General features: G+C 71.7%; 13 protein-coding genes and 1 pseudogene. 7 read left to right on the forward strand and 7 right to left on the reverse strand.

Annotated features, from left to right (window positions below; all coding sequences use genetic code 11):
• Positions 1-9: 9 nt before the first annotated feature.
• The 3 genes from OHA55_RS34740 (at position 10) to OHA55_RS34750 (ending at position 5,405) form a co-directional block, all read left to right on the forward strand.
• Entirely contained in the window at positions 10-1,224 is a 1,215-nt protein-coding gene (locus tag OHA55_RS34740) for an acetyl-CoA C-acetyltransferase (RefSeq protein WP_266714174.1), read from the forward strand.
• Positions 1,225-1,275: 51 nt separating this feature from the next.
• Positions 1,276-3,456 (forward strand): 3-hydroxyacyl-CoA dehydrogenase NAD-binding domain-containing protein, encoded by a 2,181-nt coding sequence (locus OHA55_RS34745; RefSeq protein ID WP_266714176.1) that lies wholly within the window; start codon positions 1,276-1,278, stop codon positions 3,454-3,456.
• Positions 3,457-3,563: 107 nt separating this feature from the next.
• Positions 3,564-5,405, forward strand: coding sequence for a long-chain fatty acid--CoA ligase (locus tag OHA55_RS34750; RefSeq protein WP_266714178.1), 1,842 nt, complete (start codon positions 3,564-3,566; stop codon positions 5,403-5,405).
• Positions 5,406-5,496: 91 nt separating this feature from the next.
• On the opposite strand, the gene OHA55_RS34755 is transcribed toward OHA55_RS34750, so the two are convergent.
• Positions 5,497-6,636 (reverse strand): acyl-CoA dehydrogenase family protein, encoded by a 1,140-nt coding sequence (locus OHA55_RS34755; protein ID WP_266714180.1) that lies wholly within the window; start codon positions 6,634-6,636, stop codon positions 5,497-5,499.
• Between the two features lie 86 nt (positions 6,637-6,722).
• Between OHA55_RS34755 and OHA55_RS34760 the strand changes: the two genes are divergently transcribed.
• A complete protein-coding gene (locus OHA55_RS34760) occupies positions 6,723-7,352 on the forward strand; it encodes a TetR/AcrR family transcriptional regulator (RefSeq protein ID WP_266714182.1) in 630 nt (209 codons plus the stop codon).
• A 48-nt stretch (positions 7,353-7,400) separates the two neighbouring features.
• Here the strand turns inward: OHA55_RS34760 and OHA55_RS34765 are convergent, their stop codons facing one another.
• Positions 7,401-8,906: an aldehyde dehydrogenase family protein gene (locus OHA55_RS34765; RefSeq protein ID WP_266714184.1), complete on the reverse strand. Its 1,506-nt coding sequence runs from the start codon at positions 8,904-8,906 to the stop codon at positions 7,401-7,403.
• A gap of 475 nt (positions 8,907-9,381) precedes the next feature.
• Positions 9,382-9,984 (reverse strand): hypothetical protein, encoded by a 603-nt coding sequence (locus OHA55_RS34770; RefSeq protein WP_266714186.1) that lies wholly within the window; start codon positions 9,982-9,984, stop codon positions 9,382-9,384.
• A 247-nt stretch (positions 9,985-10,231) separates the two neighbouring features.
• On the opposite strand from OHA55_RS34770, the gene OHA55_RS34775 reads away from it, so the two are divergent.
• Positions 10,232-11,449: an MFS transporter gene (locus OHA55_RS34775; RefSeq protein ID WP_266714188.1), complete on the forward strand. Its 1,218-nt coding sequence runs from the start codon at positions 10,232-10,234 to the stop codon at positions 11,447-11,449.
• Between the two features lie 88 nt (positions 11,450-11,537).
• On the opposite strand, the gene OHA55_RS34780 is transcribed toward OHA55_RS34775, so the two are convergent.
• From OHA55_RS34780 to OHA55_RS34790, 3 genes and pseudogenes are all read right to left on the reverse strand, one after another.
• On the reverse strand, positions 11,538-12,398 hold the full coding sequence (locus OHA55_RS34780; protein WP_266714190.1) for an ABC transporter ATP-binding protein: 861 nt from the start codon (positions 12,396-12,398) through the stop codon (positions 11,538-11,540).
• A complete protein-coding gene (locus OHA55_RS34785) occupies positions 12,395-13,213 on the reverse strand; it encodes an iron chelate uptake ABC transporter family permease subunit (RefSeq protein WP_266714192.1) in 819 nt (272 codons plus the stop codon). Before OHA55_RS34785 ends, OHA55_RS34780 begins: the two co-directional genes overlap by 4 nt.
• Positions 13,210-13,641, reverse strand: a pseudogene (locus OHA55_RS34790) (FecCD family ABC transporter permease); the annotation flags it as partial. The pseudogene OHA55_RS34790 and the gene OHA55_RS34785, both read right to left, overlap by 4 nt.
• A gap of 279 nt (positions 13,642-13,920) precedes the next feature.
• On the opposite strand from OHA55_RS34790, the gene OHA55_RS34795 reads away from it, so the two are divergent.
• Positions 13,921-16,680 carry a Tat pathway signal sequence domain protein gene (locus OHA55_RS34795; RefSeq protein WP_266714194.1) on the forward strand — a complete coding sequence of 920 codons (2,760 nt, stop codon included), beginning with the start codon at positions 13,921-13,923 and terminating at the stop codon, positions 16,678-16,680.
• Between the two features lie 46 nt (positions 16,681-16,726).
• The gene (locus OHA55_RS34800) at positions 16,727-17,452 is read left to right on the forward strand and encodes a DUF6250 domain-containing protein (protein ID WP_266714196.1); all 726 of its coding nucleotides are present in this window, start codon (positions 16,727-16,729) and stop codon (positions 17,450-17,452) included.
• Between the two features lie 73 nt (positions 17,453-17,525).
• On the opposite strand, the gene OHA55_RS34805 is transcribed toward OHA55_RS34800, so the two are convergent.
• The gene (locus OHA55_RS34805) at positions 17,526-18,458 is read right to left on the reverse strand and encodes a discoidin domain-containing protein (protein ID WP_266714198.1); all 933 of its coding nucleotides are present in this window, start codon (positions 18,456-18,458) and stop codon (positions 17,526-17,528) included.
• Positions 18,459-18,468: the final 10 nt, after the last annotated feature.

Below are 18,468 nucleotides of genomic sequence, written 5' to 3' on the forward strand. Positions count from 1 at the left end.
GCACCCAAGGTGACCAGCGAAGCGTACGTGTACGACGCGATCCGCACCCCGCGCGGTCGCGGCAAGGACGACGGGGCCCTGCAGGGCACGAAGCCGATCGACCTGGTCGTCGGCCTGATCCACGAGATCCTTCGCCGCTTCCCGGAACTCGACCCGGCGACGATCGACGACATCGTGCTCGGTGTGGTGAGCCCGGTGGGAGACCAGGGTGCGGACATCGCCCGTACCGCAGCCCTCCTCGCGGGTCTGCCGGAGACGGTGGCCGGAGTCCAGGAGAACCGCTTCTGCGCGTCCGGACTGGAGGCCGTCAACATGGCCGCCATGAAGGTCCGCTCGGGCTGGGAGGACCTGGTGCTCGCGGGCGGCGTCGAGTCCATGTCGCGCGTCCCGATGGGCAGCGACGGCGGTGCCTGGGCGCTGGACCCGCGCACCAGCCACGACACCGGATTCGTCCCGCAGGGCATCGGCGCCGACCTGATCGCCACCCTGGAAGGCTTCACCCGGCACGACGTGGACTCCTACGCGGCACTCTCCCAGGAGCGGGCCGCCGCGGCCTGGAAGGAGGGGCGCTTCGACCGCTCCGTCGTCCCCGTACGGGACCGCAACGGGCTGCCGGTCCTCGACCGGGACGAGCACATCCGGCCCGGCACCACCGCCGAGAGCCTGGCCGCGCTGAGGCCCTCCTTCGCGCAGTCCGGACAACTGGGCGGCTTCGACGCGGTGGCCCTGCAGAAGTACCACTGGGTCGAGAGGATCGACCACGTCCACCACGCCGGCAACTCCTCCGGCATCGTCGACGGCGCCGCCCTGGTCGCCGTCGGCAGCAAGGAGGCGGGAGAGCGCCACGGCCTGAGTCCACGCGCCCGGATCGTCTCCGCCGCAGTCTCCGGAGCCGAGCCCACCATCATGCTGACCGGGCCCGCGCCCGCCTCCCGCAAAGCGCTCTCCAGGGCCGGACTGACCATCGAGGACATCGACCTGGTCGAGATCAACGAGGCATTCGCCGCCGTCGTCCTCCGCTACGTCAAGGACATGGGACTGAGCCTGGACAAGGTCAACGTCAACGGCGGGGCCATCGCCCTCGGCCACCCCCTCGGCGCCACCGGCGCGATGATCCTCGGCACCCTCGTGGACGAACTGGAACGCCGCGACCAGCGGTACGGGCTCGTCACCCTGTGCGTGGGCGGCGGCATGGGCATCGCCACCGTCGTCGAACGTCTCTGACCCGTCCCCGCCCGCCCGGCAGCTGTACGCCTTCCCTGGAGACAACACGCCATGGACACCACCGCAAGGCCTTCCACCATCCGCTGGGAAGAGTCCGACGACCATGTCGTCACCCTCGTCCTGGACGACCCCGACCAGGCCGTCAACACCATGAACGCCGCGTTCATCGACTCGCTGGACGCCGTCGCCGCGCGGCTCTGGACCGCCCGCGACACCGTCCGGGGCGTCATCGTCACCTCCGCCAAGAAGAGCTTCTTCGCCGGGGGCGACCTGCGCGACCTGGTGTCCGTCACCCCGGAGACCGCCGGAGCGTCCTACGAGGCCGGTATGCGGGTCAAGCGCTCGCTGCGGGTCCTGGAGACGCTGGGCAAGCCGGTCGTCGCCGCGATCAACGGCGCCGCCCTGGGCGGTGGCTACGAGATAGCCCTCGCCTGTCACCACCGTGTGGTGCTGGACGCCCCCGGCGCCGCGGTCGGGCTCCCCGAAGTCACCCTGGGCCTGCTGCCGGGCGGCGGCGGAGTGACCCGCACGGTCCGCATGTTCGGCGTGGCGGACGCACTGCACAAGGTCCTCCTGGAGGGAACCCGGTACGCACCGGCGCGCGCCCTCGAGGCCGGACTGGTCGACGAGATCGCCGCCCGTCCGGACGAACTCCTCGCCAGAGCCCGGGCGTTCATCGACAGCCACCCGGTCTCGGCGCAGCCCTGGGACGCGCCCGGATACCGCATCCCCGGCGGTACCCCCGCCGACCCGGCACTCGCCGCACAACTTCCCGCCCTCACCGCGATGCTGAAGAGCAGGACGGGCGGTGCCCCCGGTCCGGCGCCGCGCAACATCCTCGCGGCGGCCGTGGAAAGCTCCCAGGTCGACGTGGACACCTCCTTCGCCGTGGAGGCCGGTTACCTCACGGAACTGGTCACCGGGCAGATCGCCAAGAACATGATCCAGGCGTTCTTCGACCTGCGGGCGGTCGACCACGGAGCCGGCCGTCCCCAGGGCATCGAGCCGCGCGAGGTGACCCGGGTGGCCGTGCTCGGCGCGGGGATGATGGGCGCCGGCATCGCCCACTCCTGCGCCGCCGCCGGACTCGACGTCGTCCTCAAGGACCTCACCGCACAGGCGGCGGCGAAGGGGAAGAGCTACTCGGAGAAGCTCTGCGCCAGGGCGGTCTTCCGAGGGACGTCCACCCGGGAGAAGACGGAAGCCCTCCTGGCGCGCATCACCCCCACCGGCGACGTCCAGGACCTGGCCGGCTGCGACGTGGTGATCGAGGCCGTCTTCGAGGACACCGCCCTCAAGCACCAGGTGTTCCACGAGATCCGGGAGGTCGTCGCCCAGGACGCGCTGCTCTGCTCCAACACCTCCACCCTCCCCATCACCACCCTCGCCGAGGGGGTACAACGGCCCCAGGACTTCATCGGCCTGCACTTCTTCTCACCGGTCGACAGAATGCCGCTGGTGGAGATCATCAAGGGCGGGAAGACCGGGGACGAGGCGCTGGCCCGCGCCTTCGACCTGGTGCGCCGCATCGGGAAGACCCCGATCGTGGTCAACGACTCGCGGGGCTTCTTCACCTCCCGGGTCATCGGCCACTTCATCGACGAGGGTGTCGCCATGGTCGGCGAGGGCATCGACCCGGCCTCCGTCGAACAGGCCGCGGCCCAGGCCGGCTATCCGGCCAAGGTCCTCAACCTGATGGACGAACTCACCCTGACCCTCCCGCGGAAGATCCGCGAGGAGAACCGCCGCGCGGTCGAGTCGGCCGGCCGCACCTGGGAGCCGCACCCGGCCGACACGGTGGTGGACCGCATGATCGACGAGTTCAACCGCCCCGGCCGTTCCGGTGGCGCGGGTTTCTACGACTACGCGGACGGCAGACGCACCGGGCTCTGGCCGGGGCTGCGCGAGCACTTCACCGATCCCGCGAAGCAACCCGCCGACCTGACCGGGATGATGGAGCGGATGCTCTTCGTCGAGGCCCTGGACGCGGTGCGCTGCCTGGAGGAGGGTGTGCTGGTCTCCGTCGCGGACGCCAACATCGGCTCGCTGCTCGGCATCGGCTTCCCGCCGTGGACCGGAGGCGTGCTCCAGTACGTCAACGGCTACCAGGGCGGCCTGCCCGGCTTCGTGGCCCGCGCGCGCGAGCTGGCACAGGAGCACGGCGAGCGTTTCGCCCCGCCCGCACTGCTTGTGCGCAAGGCCGAACAGGGCGAGACCTTCACCGACGCCTGATCCGCCCCGGACCGGCGACGCCCGGCCCGGCTCCGTCTCCCCGTTCGCCGGGGTTCCACCGCCCCGGCGCCTTCCCCGACGTTCCCTTCCGATCCGCGGAGGCCCCGATGACAACAGCACCCCGCACCACCGGCGACCTGCCCGGCGCACCGGCCGACCGGACGTTGCCGCAGCTGCTGGCCCGCAACGCACGCGAGTACCCCCGACTCCCCGGAATCTCCTGGCGGTCGGCGGAGAGGGAGGGCGGCTGGACGACGTTCGACTGGTCGGAGATCGAGGAGCACACCCGTAAACTCGCCGCCGGCTACGCGGCCCTCGGTGTCGGGCGCGGCGACCGCGTCCTGCTGATGATGTCCAACCGTCCCGAGCACTGGCTGTCCGACCTCGCACTGGTACGGCTCGGTGCCGTACCCGTCAGCGTCTACGGCACCGCCGCCCCCGAGCAGATCACCCACATCGCCCGCAACTGCCGCGCACTCCTCGCCGTGTTGGAGGGAGCCGCCCAGGTTGCCGTGTGGGAGAGGCTGCTCGCCGACGCCGGCACACCGCTGGAGCGACTGGTGGTGGCGGAGGAGGGCTCGGAGGGCAGCCACTTCCCGTACGCCGCCCTGCTCCGCGAACCCGTACCCGAGCGGTTCGCCAAGGAACTGGACACCGCCCGCCCCGACGACCCGCTGACCGTCGTCTACACCTCCGGCACCAGCGGCGAACCCAAGGGTGTCGTACTGACGCATCGTCACATCATGTCCAACGCACTGGCCTTGGACGCGGTGGTCGAGCTTCCCCCGCACGTCGAGCACATCTGCTACCTGCCCTTCGCGCACATCGCCGAACGGATGCTCGGCATCTACCTGCCCTGCCACCGAGCCTCGCACGTCTACCTCTGTGCCGACCCCACGGGCGTCGCCGCCGTGGTGCGCGAGGTGCGTCCCGCGCAGTTCTTCGGTGTGCCGAGGATCTGGGAGAAGCTTTCCGCCACCGTGCGCGGGCTCCTCTCGCTGATGCCGGCCGAGCAACTCACCGTCATCGAGGGGGCCTTCGAGATTGCCCGCACGCATGTCGGGTACCGCGAGCGTGGCGAGACGCCGCCCGTGGAGCTGGAGGAGAGGTACGCCCGCGTCCGCGCGGACGTGCTGCTGCCCATGCTGGCCGCGGGAGGTCTGGACCGGGTGACCTGGGCGGCCAGTGCGTCCGCGCCCATGTCCGTCGACGTGGTGAGGTTCTGGGCGGGCTTCGGCATCGTCATCATGGACGCCTGGGGTCTGACCGAGACCACCGGAGTGGCCACCAGCAACAGCCCCCGGGCCGGTTTCCGGCTCGGCTCCGTGGGGCGGCCCGTGGAGTCCGTGGAGATCCGCCTCGCCGAGGACGGCGAGATCCTGGTACGCGGTTCGTCCGTCTTCTCCGGCTACCTCCAGCCCGACGGCTCGGTGAAGTCCGCCCTGGACGCCGAGGGGTGGCTGGCCACCGGCGACATCGGCCGGACGGACGAGGACGGCTACCTCTGGCTCACCGACCGGAAGAAGGAGATGATCATCACCTCCACCGGCAAGAACGTCTCGCCGGCGCTGGTGGAGAACACGCTCAAGGAACACCCACTGATCGGCCAGGCGATGGTGTACGGCGACAACCGCTCGTACCTGGTCGCCCTGTTGGTACTCGACGCGGAGGCCGCCCCCGTCTGGGCCGCGGCCAACGGAATCGAGGCCGCCGGCGGGCCGGCAGGTCTGGCCGGTCTGGCCGGGCACCCCGCCGTCCGGGCGGAGGTGGACCGGGCGGTCGACGCCGCCAACTCCCGGCTCAACCGCAGCGAGCAGGTCAAGCGGTACGAGCTGCTGGCCGAGGAGTGGGGTCCGGGGACAGGCGAGCTGACCCCGTCGCTGAAGATGCGGCGACGGGTCATCCGGGACAAGTACGCCGACGCGCTCTCCGGGCTGTACCAGGGCTGAACCCGGGCGTCCCGCTTCCGGCGCACGTGCCAGGACGGCCCATCCACCCCCGGGCGGGGCGAGTGGGCCGTCCTGGCACGTGCCGGTCCGCTCAGAGGCCGTAGGTCTTGCCGATGACGTCCCGCTGGATCTCGCTGGTGCCGCCGTAGACCGTGGAGACCACCGCCGCCCGCAGGTGGCGCTCCATGTCGAACTCCGTGGTGTAGCCGTAGCCGCCCATCATCTGCATCCCCTCCAGCGCGGCCCGCTTCGCCAGCTCGGTCGCCTTCAGCTTCGCCATCGATGCCTCGCGGGGGAAGAGCCTGTCCGGCTGCGCGTCGCAGTCCAGGGCCGTCTCCCGCACCAGCAGACGGGTGCACTCGATCTCGGTGGCGAGGTCGGCGATCCGGTGTCGCAGCGCCTGGAAGGAGCCGACCGGCCGGCCGAACTGCTCGCGTTCGCGGACGTAGGCGACCGTGTCGTCGAAGGCGCGGCGCGCCAGTCCCAGCATGTTCGCGGCCAGGAAGAGCCGCTCATGATTGAGACCCGCCATCAACTGCGCCCACCCGGAGTCCACGTCCCCCACCACCGCGTCGGCGGGCAGCCGCACACCGGTGAGGAAGACGTCGTTGACCTCGCGGCCGCCCATGGTGTCGATACGCCGCACCTCCACACCCGCGGTGCCGGCGGGCAGATGGAACATGGTCAGGCCGCCGTGCTTGGACTCACCGGTACGCGCCACCAGCAGGATGTGCCGCGCCACGTGCGCGTTGGAGATCCAGGTCTTCTGGCCGTCGATCACCCACGTACCGTCCGCCTCCTGCCGGGCCCGGCAGCGCAGCGCGCCGACGTCCGACCCGGCCCCCGGCTCCGACATCGCGATGGAGAGCACCTCGCCGCGCACCACGCCGGACAGCACCTCCCGCCGCTGCCGCTCGGTGCCGAACTTCTCGTACGCCTTGGCCGCGATGACGGTGGTCACGAAGCCCCCCGCCGGAACCATTCCGTACGAGGTCTCCTCCAGGAAGAGGCAGGCATCGGCCAGGGCGCCGCCGGAACCGCCGTACTCCTCGGGCAGACACACCCCGAGCCAGCCCAGGCCGGCGAGCCTGCCGTACAGCTCGGGGTTGTGGGCTTCCCGGCCACCCGAGGTCAGCGCGTCGCGCTGCTCCCGGGTGCCGCACTCCCGCTTGGCGAAATCGCGGACGGCCGCGACGAAATCGGCCTGTTCTTCGGTGAGGCGACTGCCCATCAGGTCCTCCGGGGCTCGTGTTGTTACTCGGAGACGATAGTCGTTTCATCGTCTCCTCGGGAGGTGTTCGCCGGTATCGTGACGTCATGAGAACTGACACGAACGACTCGCGGTCCGCCCCGGTCACCACCCGGGCGGAGGAGTCCGAGGACCCCACGGCACGACGGATCCTCGACGGTGCACTGGAACAGTTCACCCTCCTGGGGCTCCGCCGCTCCTCCGTCGACGACGTCGCCAAGCGGGCCGGAGTCTCCCGCGTCACCGTCTTCCGGCGCTTCCAGACCAAGGACAAGCTGGTCGAAGCCACCCTGCTGCGCGAGCTCGGCCGGTTCTTCCAGCGGCTGGACGCGGCGGTGGCGGTACTGCCGACCATGGAAGAGCGGGTGGTCGAGGGTTTCGTGGTCGCCCTGCGCCACACCCGCGCCCACCCGCTCTTCGGCGGCCTGCTGCGTCTCGAACCCGAGCTGGTGCTCCCTTACTTGACCGTGCAGGGTGCCTTCACGCTCTCCGCCACCGTCACCTATCTGACGGCCCATCTGCGCCGCGCCCAGCAGGCCGAGGGCCGGCCCGACGAGGACCCGCAGCCGGTCGCCGAACTCATGGTGCGGGTCGCGGTGTCGTTCCTGCTCAACCCCGCCAGCTGTATCGAGATGGAGGACGAGGACCAGGCCCGGGCCTTCGCCCGCCGCTACCTGGCCCCGCTGCTGGACGCCTGACCGCCGGGGAGCGACCGGTCCGCCGGAGGCGGCCGGCCGGCCGGCCGGTCAGCGGCGCCGGTGCAGCGTCCGGGCCAGCCGCACCGCGCGTTCCCTCGTGGCGGCCGGAACGTCGAACGAGGTCAGGGCGATCGGCGGGGTGAACCGCTGCACGGTCGTCGACTGTACGGAGGTGAAGCCGCGCAGCCCCTCCTCGCCGTGGATCCGCCCGAAGCCCGAGTCCCGTGAACCGCCGAACGGCAGCGCCGGCACCGCGGCGAAGCCCAGGACCGAGTTCACCGACACCGCCCCCGCGCGCAGCCGTGCCGCGATCGCGGCACCCTCGCGCCCGCTGCGGCAGAAGACCGCGGCACCCAGGGCGTAGCGCGAGGCGTTGGCGCGCTCCACCGCCTCGTCCACGTCGGCCACCGGGTTGATCGCGACGACCGGCCCGAAGGTCTCCTCCGTCATCGCCGCGGCGTCCTCCGGCACGTCGGCCAGCACCACCGGCGTGACGTACGGAGCCCGAACCGACTCGGGCCCGCCCAGCAGTGCCCGCGCACCGGCCGAGAGCGCGCCGGTCACGTGCCGGTCGACGATCGCCACCTGGCCCGCCAGCGTCATCGGGCCGTACGCGGCGTCCGCCTCGTCCCCCGTACGCAGTGCCCTGGCCTTCCCGGCCACCAGCTCGCACAGTTCGGCGTGGATCTCGCGGACCGCGTAGACGCGCTCCACGCCGGCGCAGGTCTGGCCGGAGTTGCTCAGCGCGCCCCACACGATGGCGTCGGCGGCGGCGGACAGATCCGCGTCCGCGGTGACGACGACCGCGTCCTTCCCGCCGCACTCGGCGAGGAACGGCGTCAGCGTCTGCGCGCACACCGCCATCACCGTGCGGGCCGTCTCCGGCGAACCGGTGAACGCCAGCTTGTCGACCCCGGACCGGGCCAGGGCGTCCCCGGTGGCCGCCGCGCCCGTGACGGTGGTGAGCAGCCCGGCGTGTTCGGGCACGGCGGCGTCGAAGAGTCCGGCCAGCAGGACGCCGGTGCCGGGGGTCAGCTCGGACGGCTTGAACACCACGGCGTTGCCCGCGGCCAGGGCGTAACCGATGGAGCCCATCGGGGTGTAGAGCGGGTAGTTCCAGGGGCCGATCACACCGACCACTCCGAGCGGCCGGTGCACCAGCGCGGCCCGCTGGTGCACGGTGAACAGCCCGGTCCGCACCTTCCGCCAGCGCAGTACGCGCTCCGCGTTGCGCGCTGCCCAGCCCAGGTGTTCGAGGGTGAGCACCACCTCCAGTTCGGCGTCGCCGACCGGCTTGCCGGTCTCCTCGGCGATGGTGCGGGCCATGGCGTCCAGCTCGGTGGCGAGCGCCTTCTTCCAGCGCAGCAGGTGGTCGCGGCGCCGGGAGGCGGGCAGCGCGGCCCAGCCCGCCTGGACGGTCCGGGCCCGCTCCGTGGCGCGGGAGACCTCCTCGGGGCCGTTCACCGGGTGCTCGGCGATGGGCTTGCCGGTCGCCGGAGAGTGGGTCGTGAAGGTCGCCACCTGTGGTGCGGCGGCCGCGGGGCTCTGGGACATCGGGTGTCTCCTCGGGGGGAGTGCGCGAGCGTGGGGTGGACGGCGGCCCGGCGCCCTCCGGCGCGGGGCGTTTCGTACGGGCGTTCCGTGAAGGCGTTCGTGAGGGCGTTCCGTGAGGGGCGTCCGGACTGCTGTGCCGTGCGGAGATCCCGGCGACTACCCCTCGGCATCCGCCCGTTCATCGGTGGAGAGGGTTCACGCCGCATCGGACCGGGATGCCCGGGGGCCGGGTGGCCGAACGAAAGTTGACGAGTAATCAGAAAGGAGCTGCGAGCGGGTTCGGGGCGCCGGACGAAGGTTCCCGTGAGTCGAAGATACTCAAACTATTGAGTTGTTTCATCGTGCGTCAATACTCCGGAGAGAGTCAACGCTGTCGGAGGGCGGGACGGGCGGCGGTGGCTCGTCACCCGGGTCTCCCGAGTACGGCGGACGAGCCGGTCCGTCCGGTCGACCCCGTCCGGGGGCCGGCCCGGTCTCACCCGGTGGAACGCGGCATCTCCGTCTCCAGGGACGAGGCGAAGTCCGCGAGGGTTCGGAAGTCGGCGTCCCGCAGACCGATCCGCGGATTGACGTGGTGCAGGAGTCCGGGTCCGCGATGGTGGGCCGAGACGAACGCCTCGTCTAGATCGCTCTGTTCGTCGTCCACCCAGGCGAACGGGCGCCCGCCGGCATGGACCACCAGAGGGCCGGTCTTCCAGTGCACGCCGTCCGGCCGCTCCCGGAGCAACGCCTCGCCGAAGTCGACGAACGGCAGCTCGGGAAGGCCGATCGCGGGCCCGATCCACCGATTGGCGTGGTCCATCCACGTCGTGGCCCAGCACAGTTCGTAGCCGAGCCGGAGGAGTTCTCGCCCGTGCTCGGGATGGAGCCAGACCCGCAAGGGCTTTCTCCGGTTTCGGAGTTCGCCGTCCGCCCCGCCCCCGCGGGGCACCCTGAGTGTCGTGTACCCCTCGGGTCGCCTCTCCGGCTGCGCCGCATAGGGATTGAGCGGGCCATCCACGTCGAGGAACAGCAGCGGTCTCGACGCGCGTGAGTGGCGTTCCTCGCTGCTGGGCACCGTGGCGTCTCGCTCGGTCATGCGCGCAGTATCCCGTACGGCGGGCCGGCCGACCGCCGAAGGCACCGCTACCGCGCGAGCTTTACCGTGCCGCCGTGCCGCCGTGCCGCCGTGCCGCCGTGCCGCCGTGCCGCCGTGCCGCCGCGCCGTCCGTGTCGCTGGTCCTGTCCGCGCGGTCGGACCGTGGAGGCGGAGGATGTCCGCGCACCGCCCGGGTGGGGCTGATGTCGCACCAGGAGATTTATGGCAATTCGTCCATCATGGATCCATGCCCCTTCCTCCCCGCCCGAACCCGAAGCCGCGCCGCACACCCCCGGAGTCGCTCGGAATCTGGCTGGTGGCGGCGGCCTTCGCGGTGACGATGATGGGCACGACACTGCCCACCCCGCTGTACGTCCTGTACCAGGAGGAGTTCGGCTTCTCCACGCTGATGATCACCGTCATCTTCGCGACCTACGCGGTCGGCGTCGTGGTGGCGCTGCTGTGCTGCGGACACGTCTCGGACGAGATCGGGCGGCGCCGCACACTCCTGCCCGGACTGGCACTCTCCATGGCCAGCTCCGGGATCTTCCTGATCGCGTCCGAACTCGCCCTGCTGTTTCCGGCCCGTCTGCTGTCCGGGCTGTCCGCCGGTCTCTTCACGGGAACGGCGACCGCGGCCATCGTCGACCTGGCGGGTGCCCGGAGCCCGGAACGCGCCACGCTGGTGGCCACGGTCACCCAGATGGGCGGCCTCGGCAGCGGCCCGCTGATCGGCAGCCTGCTGGCGGAGTACGCGCCCGCCCCCCTGCGGCTGCCCTTCGCGCTCGATCTCGGGCTTCTCGTCCTCGCGTTCGTCGCCGTACGGGTCATGCCCGAACCCGTCACCGTCACCTCGCGCCGGCCTCGGCTGCGACTGGCCCGGCCGCAGATCCCCGCGCCCATGCGGGGCGTCTTCCTGCGCGCGTCCATCGCGGGCTTCGCCGGGTTCGCGGTGCTCGGTCTGTTCACCGCCGTCGTCCCCTCGTTCCTGGACGAACTCCTCGGCGTCCACAGCCTGACCGCGGCCGGGGCGGTGATCTGCGCGATCTTCTGCGCCTCTGCGGTCGGACAGGTGGTCCTGGTACCGGTCTTCGGACCGCGCTCCCTTCCCCTGGGGTGCGCCGGCCTCATCCTCGGCATGCTCCTGCTCACCCTGGGCTTCGCCACCGCGTCGTTCGGTCTGCTGCTCGCAGGCGGTCTCGCCGCGGGAGCGGGCCAGGGTGCGAGCTTTCGCGCGGGCCTCGCCGACATCAACGCGGCCGCTCCCGCCGGTCGCAGGGGCGATCTCGCCTCCGTCTACTTCACCGTGCTCTACGTGGCACTCGCGCTGCCGGTCGTCGGAGTGGGCTTGGCCGCCGAGCTGTTCGGGCTGCGCACCGCGGGCATCGCCTTCGGCGTGGTCGTCGCGGCGCTCGCGGCCTGGACACTGTCCGCGGTGCTGCGCACCGGCCGGGGCCGTGCTTGAGGAACCCGGACCCGTTCCCTCGGAAACGGGGGAGGGGTGAAGCCCCGGCCGGACCTCACCCCTCCCGGGTGTCGCGGAGCCGTCGCGGCTACGCCGGCTTCCGGTCCGCGGTGGCGACTCCCTGATCCGGCACGGAGGCGTCCGCTCCGTCCGGTGCGCGCCAGGGCGCGCCGGGCACCACGAGGGGACTGCCGGTGACCGGGTCGGGGACGACGACCGACTCCAGCCCGAATACGTCGCGGACCAGCCCGGCGGTGACCACGGAGCCGGGTGGGCCTTCGGCGACGACGTGGCCGCCCTTCATGGCGATGAGGTGGTCGGCGTACCGCGCGGCCTGGTTGAGGTCGTGCAGCACGGCGACGACGGTACGGCCGCGTTCGTGGTTGAGCCGTCGCACCAGGTCGAGCACCTCCACCTGGTGCGCGATGTCGAGGTACGTCGTCGGCTCGTCCAGCAGGAGCAGCTCCGTCTCCTGGGCGAGGGCCATGGCGATCCACACCCGCTGCCGCTGCCCGCCGGAGAGCTCGTCCACCGGCCGGTCGGCGAGGGCCGAGGTTCCCGTGTGTTCCAGCGCCTCCGCGACGGCGCGTTCGTCCGCCTCGGACCACTGCTGCCACCACTTCTGGTGCGGCTGGCGGCCCCGGGCCACGAGGTCGGCGACGGTGATGCCGTCCGGAGCGGTCGGGCTCTGCGGCAGTACGCCGATGGTCCGGGCCACCTGGCGACCGGGTATCCGGTCCAGTCCGGTGCCGTCGAGCAGGACCGTGCCGCCGCGCGGCTTGAGCAGGCGGCCGAGGGCGCGCAGCAGGGTGGACTTGCCGCAGGCGTTGGGGCCGACGATGACGGTGACGCGTCCGTCGGGGATCTCCAGATCCAGACCGTCGACGACGATCCGGTCCTCGTACGCCAGCGTCAGGGCCTGGGCGGTGAGTCGACTGGTACGGCTCATGAGGAAGTGCCTCCGGAACGGCTGCGGGTACGGGCGATCAGCCACATCAGGTACGGGGCGCCCACCGCTGCGGTGAGAACGCCGACGGGAAGTTCGACGGGGGAGAACAGGCGCCGGGCCAGCAGATCCGCGACGACGACCACGAGGGCCCCGGCCAGTGCCGAGGACAGCAGCGGGATCTGGGCCGAGCGGGTCAGCCGGCGGGCGATCTGCGGTGCGAGCAGCGCGACGAAGTCGATCGGACCGGCGGCGCCCGTCGCGACCGAGGCGAGCACGATGCCGAGCGCGGTCAGGCCGAGGCGCACGCGGTCCAGCCGGATGCCGAGCGCCACGGCGGTGTCGTCGTCGAGGGACGCCCCGCGCTGGGCCCTGGCCGCCCACAGCGTTGCCGGGACGGCGAGGAGCAGGACCGTCGCCAGGGGTGCGGCCTGGTCGTAGCCGCGGCTGTTGAGCGAGCCGGTGAGCCAGACCTTCGCCTGCTGTGCGACGAGGAAGTCGCCCTTGGTGAGGAACAGTTGGGTCAGTGAGCCCAGGGCGACGGAGACTCCGATGCCGATCAGGACGAAACGCGATGCCTGCAACCCGCCGCGCCAGGCGAAGAGATAGACGAGGACGGCCGCCGCGAGCAGCAGCACGGCGAGTATGGCCGCGACGAGCACCGCCCTGCGGTGCACCAGGAAACTCGCCCGCCCGCGACGCAGCAGCGCGTGTCCGGCCGGGCGTACCGGAGCGGTGCCGACGGGGGCTCCGGAGGCGGCGACGGTGGCTCCGGAGCCGGCGTTCTTCGGGTGGTTCATACGGCTGAAGTCCTTCATGCGGCGGCCACCGTGCGGCGTCGCACCAGCGCGATGAGGAACGGCACCCCGAGCAGCGCGGTCATGACGGCCACCGGCACCTCCGAGGGCGGGAAGACGATGCGGCCGATTACGTCGGAGGCGAGGATCATCACCGGGCCGAGCAGGGCGGCCACCGGCAGCACCCACCGGTGCGCGGTACCGACGAGGGCCCGCGCGATGTGCGGAACGGCCAGGCCGGTGAAAGCGATGGGCCCGACGGCGGCGACGGCGGCACCGGTCAGCACGGTCGCCCCGACGGCTCCCAGTACGCGGATGCGCATCACGTCGTGCCCCAGGTTCTTGGCGGCGTCGTCGCCGAGGGCGAGCGCGTCCAGGCCGCGGGCCATCGCGGTGACCAGCAGCAGCCCGGCCGCCACGAACGGCCAGATCTGGCCGATGACTTCGCTGCCCCCTTGGCAATCCGCACCCCCGGCCGTTCGGGACCCGCCGCGGCCGGTCGGGGCGGGTCCTGGCCGGCGGAGGGTGAGCAACGCCGAATGTGCCCAGGGGACTTGGGTTGCCAGGCGGCTTGTGTCCAGGGCATTGCATGTTCGTGGCGGCACCCCGGATCCCGTCGACTTTCCCAGGTGCGTGCGGGCAACGTGATGACCGCAAACGATCACTCGACGCTCCTGCGGCCGGCTCGGAGGAGCAAGGCGCGGGGCGCCCGTACGGAGGTTTCGACGATGGCCACACCCGCCAGACGCGCCCTGCTCAAGTCCGCCGCTCTCGCCGCGGCCTCCTCCCCGCTCACCTGGGGTGCCGCGACCTCCGCCCGCGCGTCCGGCCCCGCCACCGCGGGCGCGGCCGACGCCGACCTGCACTGGCTGGAGAACGCGACACCCGCCACGCACGCCGGCCTCACCTGGGGCGTGCCCTGGGCCAGAGGCGTGTGGACGGACAAGCGGCAGAAGTTCCGGCTCAGTACCGCCGACGGCACGGACGTCCCCGTGCAGAGTTGGGTCACCGGCTACTGGCCGGACGGCTCGGTGAAGTGGACGGCGCACGCCCTCGCGCCCGGCGCGAAGGCCTCCGCCTCCTACCGGTTGACGGCGGGCCGGCCCGCCGAGGCCGTGCAGCGGGTCACCGTGCGCTCCCGCGGCGGCCGGGTCGAGGTGGACACCGGCGCGCTCACCGTACGGTTCGCCGCCAAGGGGTCGGACCGCGTGGTCGAGGAGATCCGGCGCGGAGGGTCGGTCGCGGCAAAGGACGGCAGGCTCGTCGCCCTGCGGCAGGGCAGCCTCGGAGCCGAGGAGCGCGGCGGAGCGGCGTACGAGGAGTTCGCCGGACGCGTCACCACCATCGAGGTGGAACAGGACGGCCCCGTCCGGGCCGTGGTCCGCGTCGAGGGTGAACACCGGCGCGGAAAGAGGGGCTGGCTGCCCTTCAGCCTGCGGTTCGCGCTCTACGCCGGAGCCGAATCGTTCCGCCTCGTGCACACCTTCGTCTGGAACGGCGAGCAGCGACCCGCACAGGAGGAAGGGGACTTCCTGCGCGGTCTCGGGGTGCGCTTCACCGTGCCGCTCTCCGACGCCCCGTACGACCGCCATGTGCGACTGGCCGACGCTGCCGGGGGCCTGCTGAGCGAGGCGGTCCAAGGCGTGACCGGGCTCCGCCGCGACCCGGGGACGGCCGTGCGCGCCGCCCAGATCGCGGGGGAGGCGACGCCGGACGTCGGAACCTGGGACACCCGGGTCGCCGAACGGCTGGCGTACATCCCCCGGTGGGGCGACTACACGCTGACCCAGCCGACCGCCGACGGCTACCAGATCCGAAAGCGGACCAGCGCCGGCCACGGCTGGATACGCGCCGGAGCGGGCACCCGCGCCGGCGGATTCGGCTATGTCGGAGGAGCCACCGGAGGCGGACTCTCCTTCGGACTACGGGACTTCTGGCAGCGCCACCCTGCCCAGCTGGACATCAGGAACGCGCAGAGCGAAGCCGCCGACATCACCCTCTGGCTCTACTCGCCCGAAGCCGAACCCCTCGACCTGCGCTTCTACCACGACGGCCTGGGCCAGGACACCTATGAGAAGCAGTCCGACGGCGGTCTGGAGATCACCTACGAGGACTACGAGCCCGGCTTCGGCACCCCCTACGGCATCGCCCGCACCAGCGAACTCTTCTTCTGGGCCAACGCGTCCACCCCCGACGCCGAAACCCTCGCCGCCCAGGCCGCCGCGGTCGCCGCACCACCGCTGCTCACCGCGACCCCCGAACGCCTGCACTCCGCCGGCATTTTCGGCGACTGGGCCCCGGTGGACCGCACCGCCCCCGCCCGCGCCACCCTCGAGAACCACCTCGACCAGCTCTTCGCCTACTACCGGGACCAGCGCGAACAGCAGCGCTGGTACGGCTTCCTGGACTACGGCGACGTCCAGCACACCTACGACAACGACCGGCACGTCTGGCGGTACGACATCGGCGGGTACGCCTGGGACAACTCCGAACTGGGCACCGACCTCTGGCTCTGGTACCACTTCCTGCGCACCGGAAGCGCCGAGGTGTTCCGGTTCGCCGAGGCGATGACCCGGCACACCGGCGAGGTCGACGTCTACCACCTCGGCACGTGGGCGGGGCTCGGCACCCGGCACGGCGTCCAGCACTACTCGGACAGCGCGAAGCAGGCCCGTATCTCCACCGCCGCCAACCGCCGCTTCCTGTACTTCCTCACCGGCGACGAACGGACCGGCGACCTGCTGAGCGAACTCGCCGACGTGGAGCTGACGTTCCTCGGAACCGACCCGCAGCGCAAGGTGCGCACCGACGGGTACCAGCCCGGCGACCGGCACGCGCTCTCCATCGGCTTCGGAACCGACTGGGGGGCGATCTCGGCGGGCTGGCTGACCGAGTGGGAGCGCCGCGGACCCCGCGCCGAGCAGGCGAAGAGAAAACTCCTCAACTCCCTGCGCACGATCGCGGCCCAGCCAAACGGCTTCTTCACCGGTACCGGGCTGATGGACGCCGACACCGGAAAGTTCGCCGTCACCACGGACACCGCAGTCAGCGTCTCGCACCTCAACGCCGTCTTCGGACTCGCCGAAACCAACAGCGAGTTGGTGTCCCTGATCGGCGACGAAGTCCCCGAGTTCGCCGAAGCCTGGCTGAACTACGCCCGCTACTACAACGGGACGACCGCCGAGAAGACCGCGCTGACCGGCTCCACCTGGAAGTCCGCACTGCCTGCCGCGCACTCCCGCCTCACCGCCTACGCCGCCGCCCGCACCGGCGACGTCCGGCTCGCCACCCGCGCCTGGAACGAGTTCTTCACGGGCTCGGACACCTACTTCCCGTCCAACGACTGGAAGCCGGTGACCGTCCGCGTCCCCGCCGTACTGCGCGAGACCACCGAGATCCCCTGGATCTCCACCAACTCCTCGGCGCAATGGGCCCTCGCCGCCATCCAGAACCTGGCACTCGTCGGCGCCGGCATCCCCGCCGTCTGACCCAGCCCGCCTCCGCCCCGTCCCCACCACCACGAGGAGCATCCCCATGACCACCACCCGCAGAGCCTTCGCCGCACTGGCGGCCGGAGCCGCACTCTCCGCCGCCCTGCCCGCCACCGCCCAGGCCCACGGGCGGGGCGACCGCAGGCCGAAGGAACGCCTGGGCGCCCTGCTCGCCCACGACGACTTCCGGCACGGCCTGGACCAGTGGGCCGTCGAACTGGAGAACGGTGGCAGCGTCACCGCACGCCGCGGCATTCTGGACATCGACACCCCGGCCGGCGCCACCGTCTGGTTCCGCCGGCGCCTGAGCGGCCCGTACGTGCTCACCTACACCGCCACGGCGGTCTCCGCCGGAGGTGTCAACGACCGCGTCTCCGACCTCAACAACTTCTGGAACGCCACCGACACCCGCTCCCCGCACAACGTCTTCGCCACCCACCGCGACGGCACCCTCGCCGACTACGACCGGCTCACCACCTACTACGCGGGCTTCGGCGCCAACTCCAACACGACCACCCGGCTGCGCCGTTACGTCGGCGAGGCCGGGGTGCGCCCGCTCGTGTACGACTACACCGAGCCGCTGCTCACACCGAACCGACCCAACCGCGTGCGCATCGAGTCGGACGGCTCGAAGGTCCGCTGGTGGAACAACGGCACCCTGGTCTTCGACTACCACGACCCGGAGCCCTACACGGCGGGGTACTTCGCCTTCCGGACGACCTGGAGCCACTTCCGCATCAGCGACTTCGAAGTGCGGCGCGGTCGCTGACGACCCGTCGATGAAAGTGGTCCGGAGCGGCGGTACTGCCCGCTCCGGACCGCTGTCGCACTGCTCTACGGCCCTACTCCGGTGCGTAAGCCTCCACTTCGAGGATCCGTGAGTAGTCGGCGCTGTTGGAGGCGTGGACGAACACGCGGACCGCATCCGTGGTGACCGGGTCGAAGGTGGTGACGATCCGGTCGAGGGTGTTGCCCCGGTAGGATCCGACGGTCAGCCACTCCCCGCCGGACCGCACCTGCACGTCGAAGTCCTTGATGCCCTGGAGGGCCGCAGGCCGGGCCGGGGTGCCGTAGGTGACGGTCTCGATCCGTCCCAGCTCGACCGGTTCGGGCCATTCGACCGCGAGCCAGTCGGGGAAGACTCCCTTGTCGGCGTCGTTCCAGCCGTAGCCGGAACCCCAGTGGAGGTAGTCGCTGTCCCCGTCCACGGCGGCGCAGGTCGTGAAGTTCCCGTGGGTCGAGGAAGCGGTCACCGCCCGGCCGTAAGCCAGGTCGACGCCCGGAGCGGGCGCGGGCGGGGCCTGGACGGTGAGGGGGACCACGACGCGCTGCTTGCCCGAGACGGCGGTCAGGTCGTAGGTCCCCGACGGTGTTCCCGGAGGGACCCGTACGCCCACCGAGCGGGTCACCGGCCGGTCGGGGTCGGCGGCCGGCAGGTAGGTCGAGAACACCTGGTCCGAGAGGACGATCGGGGGCTCGGCGGACAGCGTCGCGTCGGCGAAGAGGGACTTCGCACCGGTGTTGGTCAGTGAGACGTCGAACTTGGTCGGCAGGCAGGCCAGTTCCGACCCGGTGAGGCCGGCCGGCGAGGCCGAGAGCACCACGGGATCGGCGGACGCCTTGGCCGCGGACCGACCGGCCGCCGGTGTCCCCGCCGTCGGGCGGGTGTCGGCGCGGGCCTCGTGGGCCGAGCCGCCCATGGTGAGGGTGCTCGCGGTGATGGCGACGAAGGCGATGGCGGTGACCGTGCGGACGCTCTTCACGACTGTGTTCATGGCTCGCTCC

Source organism: Streptomyces sp. NBC_00102 (genome assembly GCF_026343115.1).
Lineage (GTDB): Bacteria > Actinomycetota > Actinomycetes > Streptomycetales > Streptomycetaceae > Streptomyces.